At 57.5% G+C, this 5,703-nt stretch carries 5 protein-coding genes; 1 reads left to right on the top strand and 4 read right to left on the bottom strand.

The features are described 5' to 3' along the window. Positions 1 to 8 precede the first annotated feature (8 nt). Entirely contained in the window at positions 9 to 335 is a 327-nt protein-coding gene (locus tag NKH21_RS32915; protein WP_502911930.1) for a YaaC family protein, read from the bottom strand. A 15-nt stretch (positions 336 to 350) separates the two neighbouring features. Then, entirely contained in the window at positions 351 to 938 is a 588-nt protein-coding gene (locus NKH21_RS32475; protein WP_352869971.1) for a recombinase family protein, read from the bottom strand. Positions 939 to 1,509: 571 nt separating this feature from the next. On the opposite strand from NKH21_RS32475, the gene NKH21_RS32470 reads away from it, so the two are divergent. After that, positions 1,510 to 3,468: a TIR domain-containing protein gene (locus NKH21_RS32470; protein ID WP_352869969.1), complete on the top strand. Its 1,959-nt coding sequence runs from the start codon at positions 1,510 to 1,512 to the stop codon at positions 3,466 to 3,468. On the opposite strand, the gene NKH21_RS32465 is transcribed toward NKH21_RS32470, so the two are convergent. Then, positions 3,465 to 4,790, bottom strand: coding sequence for a tyrosine-type recombinase/integrase (locus NKH21_RS32465; protein WP_352869967.1), 1,326 nt, complete (start codon positions 4,788 to 4,790; stop codon positions 3,465 to 3,467). The two genes, NKH21_RS32470 and NKH21_RS32465, sit on opposite strands and share 4 nt — an antisense overlap. Before the next feature lie 310 nt (positions 4,791 to 5,100). Further along, on the bottom strand, positions 5,101 to 5,433 hold the full coding sequence (locus NKH21_RS32460; protein ID WP_352869965.1) for a hypothetical protein: 333 nt from the start codon (positions 5,431 to 5,433) through the stop codon (positions 5,101 to 5,103). Between the last annotated feature and the right edge of the window lie 270 nt (positions 5,434 to 5,703).

The following is a 5,703-nucleotide window of genomic DNA, read 5'->3' as shown; positions in this document are numbered from 1 at the left end:
GAACGCTACTACGCCATGTTGGATGAACCAGCCATAGCCGCGTGACTCAAACGAAACGGCCTCCGGAAAACCCGGGGCGGTTCAAAGCCTCTCTTAAGAATTAACGTGAGACCTCGACACAAGCTCGCAATTCCATAGTACAGCAACAGTGGCTTCACCGTCGCATCTGCGCCCTGTGCGGAGCGAAAGTAGGCTCGTGCATGACTGAATGGAGCCGCGATTTCACGTGCATGTCGTGTTCCTAGGTCCCTGGCATGCCGCGCGTGATAATCGCGCTTAACGAGTTCATATGACTCGTAGTTGGCAATAATGTCCCAATCCTGTGCTAGCGCCATCCCATCCCCTCACCACTAGCTGGTAGGCATTGCCTCGGCGTGTTCCGCCAGTATCCTGAAAACACTTGCCCTGCTGATGCCTAACGCGGCCACCGTATCGCTAACAGACTTCCCCTCCGCCCGCATCCTCAGCACGTCCTTTGCCTTGGCGCGGGCTGTAGGTTGCCGCCCCTCGTACTTGCCCTCGGCTTTGGCCCTCGCGATCCCCTCACGTTGCCGCTCAAGCATTAGCTCACGTTCGAAAGCTGCGATGGCTCCAAGCACTGTCAGCATAAGCCGTCCATTTGCTGACTCAGTGTTCAGTTCTGGATTGGACAGGAAGCGCAGAGCCGCCCCTTTCTTCTCAAGGGCCTCAATGATTTTTAGGAGATCAGACACAGAGCGTGCGAGCCGGTCCAGCTTGGTCACAACCAGCGTGTCACCTTCGCGTACCCATTCAAGTACGGCGGCGAGCTGCGGCCTATTGGTCGCCACAGAGGAAATCTCTTCGCGAAACACTTTGGTGCATCCTGCCTGATTGAGGTCACGAAGCTGAGCTTCAAGGCCTGCCTTCTGATCGGTGGTGGAGGTGCGGGCATAGCCGACTAATGCCGATGTGGTCATAACGAGACTGTCTCCCACGTTTGTGGTCCACGAGCCGGAATGGTCTCGCAAGACTCTATAAGTCTATGAGATAGAGGTCTCAAAAGTCAAGCAGCGGCTCATGTGAGACTGCTTTGGGTGTCCAATCGGAGACTCACATGCCCTTGCCCTAGTGGGACAGATCGTCAGCTCTGGCGGGGCTCTGATTTCCTCAGGCCTCACCGAAGCCAGATGCCATGGGCCGGTGACCTTGCATTGGAGATTACCGCCTGCCTCCTCTGCCGGGTGCATTGGGCCTGGGATGACGGTCTACTTGGTCGCACTCGGGTGAGGGCCTTGATCGGGCAAGGGTCGGCGGACCGACAGACTGTGGGTCGGTGGGGGGTGGGCACAATGCCGGCAAAACGCAACGCGGGAAGGGGCACGGGGGGAAAGTCGCTGACGCCCCTCACGTATCTGGGGTCTCAAATGTGTGACCCAAAATTTCATACGAGAACTCCGGGGAGAACTTCGCTTCCCCCGCATCGCGATTCTAGTCACTATGCTAGGGGTCTCTTTGAGATTCTGCGGACTGTTGTTGAGGCGCAAGAAGATGAGCAAGCCGAAGATTTTTGTTGGTTCATCGCGAGAGAACATGGGGCTTGCCCGTGCGATCCAAGAGGCGTTGGACTACGACGCCGAGGTCGTTATTTGGGATCAAGGCACCTTCGGCGCTTCAGAATATCCCTTGGAATCACTCGAAGCAGAGCTTGACCTAGCTGACTTTGGAATCTTCGTCTTTGTGCCTGACGACGTGACGCTTATGCGAGGTGAACAGCGAAGCACCATACGTGACAATGTTATCTTTGAGCTCGGACTGTTTGTTGGGCGCTTAGGGCGAAAGCGTACTTTTATTGTCTGCCCGCGAGATGTTGATATGCACCTGCCATCCGACCTGCAAGGGCTAACGCCGGTAGACTATGACCCGAAGCGTCTTGATGAAAACATGTTGGCTGCAATCGGCCCAGCGACCGGCAAAATCCGTGCATCAATGCGAACTCAGGGGAAACGTGCTCAGGCGGTGAGCGCAGGGGTCGTTCAAACTGCAGAGAATACCGAAGAGGTCCCTCAAAAAACTGCTACCGCCCAGCCCTCCAGTCCCGAACCCAGCTGGACCCGACAGCAATATGAACGGGCTTTCACGTGGGCCACTTTCAACGACCAAGATGCCCAACAAGCCGCAATCGACTCCGCATTTCGCGCTAGCTCGCTGGCAGACTCCGAGGAGTCGATAGCGGTGTGGGAGGCTTGGTGCGCCTATATGGGCATGATTCATGGTAAGGCTGGCACCCTCTCCTCCATCCGAGAAAAATCATCGATTTTCCCGAAAAACGACCGCCTAATGCAGTTTTTGGGTCGTGCGTTAGCTCGCTACGGCGATACAAAGGGGGCGATCGAAGCGTTTGGAAAAGCGCTGGAAAACGCGCCAGACATCAAAGCGGCGGCGTCGGCAATCGAGGATATTGTCGAACACACCGAGGCGTTCGACACACACCCTGAGATCGATAAGTTGCGTTCCCGAGTGATAGCATTTCCGCACGATAAGCCTGAGCAACGACGATCGTTCGAGTCCGCCATGAGTAAACTAGCCGGTAGCGGCGGCGGGCTTAAGGAGATCGCTCAGTCGATTGACGAAATTCGAATCAAGAACGAGCCCGACGATGGGGCTCTTAGATTCAACGTTGCCTATGCCCACGGGAATGACTCCCCTGATTTGGCCATGCTGCACTACGAACGCATCCCAGTCTCCGAACGAAACGGAATGACGTGGAACAACCTCGGAGCCGCCTACTCTCAGTTGCAACTGCTAGGCTCTGCGGTCGAAGCTTATGAACTTGCCTCGAAAAAGGGGGAGACACTTGCGGATTCGAACCTCGCCCACACTATGCTTCAGGCGGGATTTTTTGAGGATGCGAAACGCAGACTCGAAGCAGCAGTCAAAATGGAGAACCACCACGAAAGGGTTGTCGGGGCGCTTGCAGATCTGAAGGCCGCGAAAAGCGACGAGGAACAATTAGCCAAACGGCTGCTGGCCGACGCAGAAAAGAAGCATGCGTTTCTGGAACGGTTGGGTGAGGCTAGTCTACAAACTACTAGCATCGATATAGCTGGCCGGTGGGTCACCCCTGAAGGCGTAATCAATATACGCGAGGAGGATGATGGATCTTACAGCGGGCACGGAGACTTTCTGCGACGGGCAAATTCCCTACTCGGGCTGACTCTTTCAACACAGGCAAAACAGATTGTGGAAACATCGGTAGAACTCCGCCTTCGAAGATTCGGCAATGCCTTCGAGGGCACAATAAACCGCCGACCAAAGGACGCTAGCACCGTATCATTGCTGGCCTCGTATTCCTCCGATAAAAAGATAACGCTGTTTATTGCCGGCGAAGGGGTAAACCTAAGAGCCCAATTGCAGACGCCGGAAGGAGAAGTGCTTGAGTGGTCCAGACCAAGTCCCCTTGCCCAAGCGCTTCAGCTTGAAGATGACAGCAGTGCACGTTCTGTTTAGCGCTGATTAGGCAGCTTAACGGCCTCCACCAATGCCCTCTTCGCCTCCTCCCGGTCCATCCCCGCATAACCGTGCTGGCTCAGGTCTAGGCTCTTGGCTCGCTCGCTATCCGTATGCCCAACCACCCATGTGATGGTCCACTCGTCAAAGCCCTCCGCTCCCGCAAGCATGGCATCACGCGCCTTGCGGATGAACCAGCGGCGGAACGAGTGGAAGTCCACGTTGCTCTTGGCCTTGTCGTTCGGCCGCTCATCGATCCCCACATCTCGGCGATAGCGGGTGAACCTCTTGGCGGCCGGATCGGAACGCGTCTCGCGTGACTTTGGGATAGGCGGTAGGTCGTCAAAGAGATAGTCGCTGTCTTTCTTCCCGGCGGTGCGGCGCTTGACGATCTCCACAAGGCCGCTGTGGATTGGCACCGTGCGGCGGGCATTATCCGTCTTTCCGGCCCAGACGTTGAAGACACCACCTTCGCAGTCGGAAACGTGAAGCTGGCAAATCTCCTCAATTCGCATGCCGCTTAGAGCTCCCACGGGCATGAGGTCCTGGAGCAGCGGGCCAGCATCGCCGCCGAGCAGCGTGGTCATCTCGGCGTCCGTGAATGGCCGCTTGCCTCGGTCAGGCTCAGCGTCGCGCCTTTGCCGGGGGCCGGCGGGAAGCGTCTGGCCCACCCATGGGTTTTCAATGCGTGTGAGGTGTCCCTTGTCTCGCAGCCATGCCCAGTATTGCCGAACGAACCCAAGGTAGGCTGTGGCCTTCTGGTGACCCCTGCCGACCACCAGCGAGTCAGAGATGAACTTGCCCGCTTCGGTGCGGCCAACGGCCTCCAGCGCGACGGGACGATTGCTGTCGCGGAGCCAATCTTCGAGCCACCCCAGTGCCCTGCGAAAGTCGCCTTCGGACTTCAATCGGTAGCCCTGGTGCTTCAGAAAGTCGTCAACGTGGTGGTCTAGAGGGGTCACCTTACCGCTTGCGAGGTCATAGAAAGCCTTCGCCCGGTCCTCTCCATGAATGGCCTCAAGCTGTTGGGCCCGCAGCGTAATGGCCTCCTGTGCGTCCTCATCTTTGTTGTCGAGACGCAGCCGCAGAGCTTCAGCCTCCACAGGATCATTCGAACCCAGCGCTTTCTCGGCTGCCGCGATGATACCCTTCAGCCGCGCAACGATAGGCCATTTGCGCTCATTGGCTTCCCTGAGGTCGGGTGTGTGGAGAGGGTGAGTGAGCTTGCCACGGCCCAGGATATCGCGAACCCTCGCTGGCACCTTAACGCGAACACGCCACTGTTGACCGTGCCATTCCAGATACTGTCTTGAGATAGCCATTCGGACCCCGGTGCCCCACGCTGGTGCCCCACAAGTGAGTCTCGGATGCCCAGAAGTCAAGGGCTGCAAGGGGTCTGGGGCCGTGGAGGAGAGTTTCCCGCTCTCTCCGCCAGATACCCACTTAAGCGTCTGTTATTGTTTCGCTTTGTGAGTTGCGGCCTTTCCGTTCCTAACGTCCGCAAACGATGAAGCTCGGCCACCATGCCGCCGCCCCTTTGTTGACTTTGCTTGGGAATCGGAGTGTCCGGAAAAAACCGCAGGGCAGCCCCCAGGATTCGCGTCTGCGGACCCCAATCCGCCCCGCCGGCGCCTACAGGCAATCTACCCCAACGCCCCCCAAGCGGCGCCGGCCACTTTCAGCCCCTTCGTTCGAAAGTTGGCTTCCAGTCGCGATTGCGCGCCCGCTGATGGCCTTCGTAGTCAGGAATGCATGCGAAGAAGGTCGGTCACGGCCGGCAGCCTTGCAATTTGAGCAGACAAAGAGCCCGACCAAGTCGTCATGCATCGAGCCGTGGTCATGGCCGAGCCTGTCAATCAGCGCCTGGATGTCAAGTTTCGTCGATTTGCAGCACATCGGGTGCGCACAATTGACATAGATGGTTTCGCGGGCGGACAGAGTGTCGGCGAGGGTCTTTCGAGTCATGGCGATTCTCCGTTGAAGGGGCTCGCCGCAACGGGAGGATTATATTCCTTAATGCTGATCCCCTGCATTGTCTCGTGCGGAATGGGCTCTCCGGCATTAGACAGGGATATCCGGAGTTCGCCGTCTCGGGTGGTGGCTTCGACCTTAATGGGCACGCCCGCGGCACAAAGTTACAGGTTCGAATCCTGTCGGGTGCAGCATTGCCGCAGTTCGCTTGCCGACAACTATTCCTGCTGGAATTGACAGGGCCAATCTTCAGGCCTCGTCAAG

The organism is Mesorhizobium sp. M1329 (genome assembly GCF_040318035.1).
Taxonomy (GTDB): Bacteria; Pseudomonadota; Alphaproteobacteria; order Rhizobiales; family Rhizobiaceae; genus Mesorhizobium.
This window is presented reverse-complemented; position numbering and strand designations above follow the sequence as displayed.

Coding starts and splice junctions, on each gene's coding strand:
- NKH21_RS32915 (WP_502911930.1), bottom strand. CDS start 335: ATGGCGCTAGCACAGGATTGGGACATTATTGCCAACTACGAGTCATAT.
- NKH21_RS32475 (WP_352869971.1), bottom strand. CDS start 938: ATGACCACATCGGCATTAGTCGGCTATGCCCGCACCTCCACCACCGAT.
- NKH21_RS32470 (WP_352869969.1), top strand. CDS start 1,510: ATGAGCAAGCCGAAGATTTTTGTTGGTTCATCGCGAGAGAACATGGGG.
- NKH21_RS32465 (WP_352869967.1), bottom strand. CDS start 4,790: ATGGCTATCTCAAGACAGTATCTGGAATGGCACGGTCAACAGTGGCGT.
- NKH21_RS32460 (WP_352869965.1), bottom strand. CDS start 5,433: ATGACTCGAAAGACCCTCGCCGACACTCTGTCCGCCCGCGAAACCATC.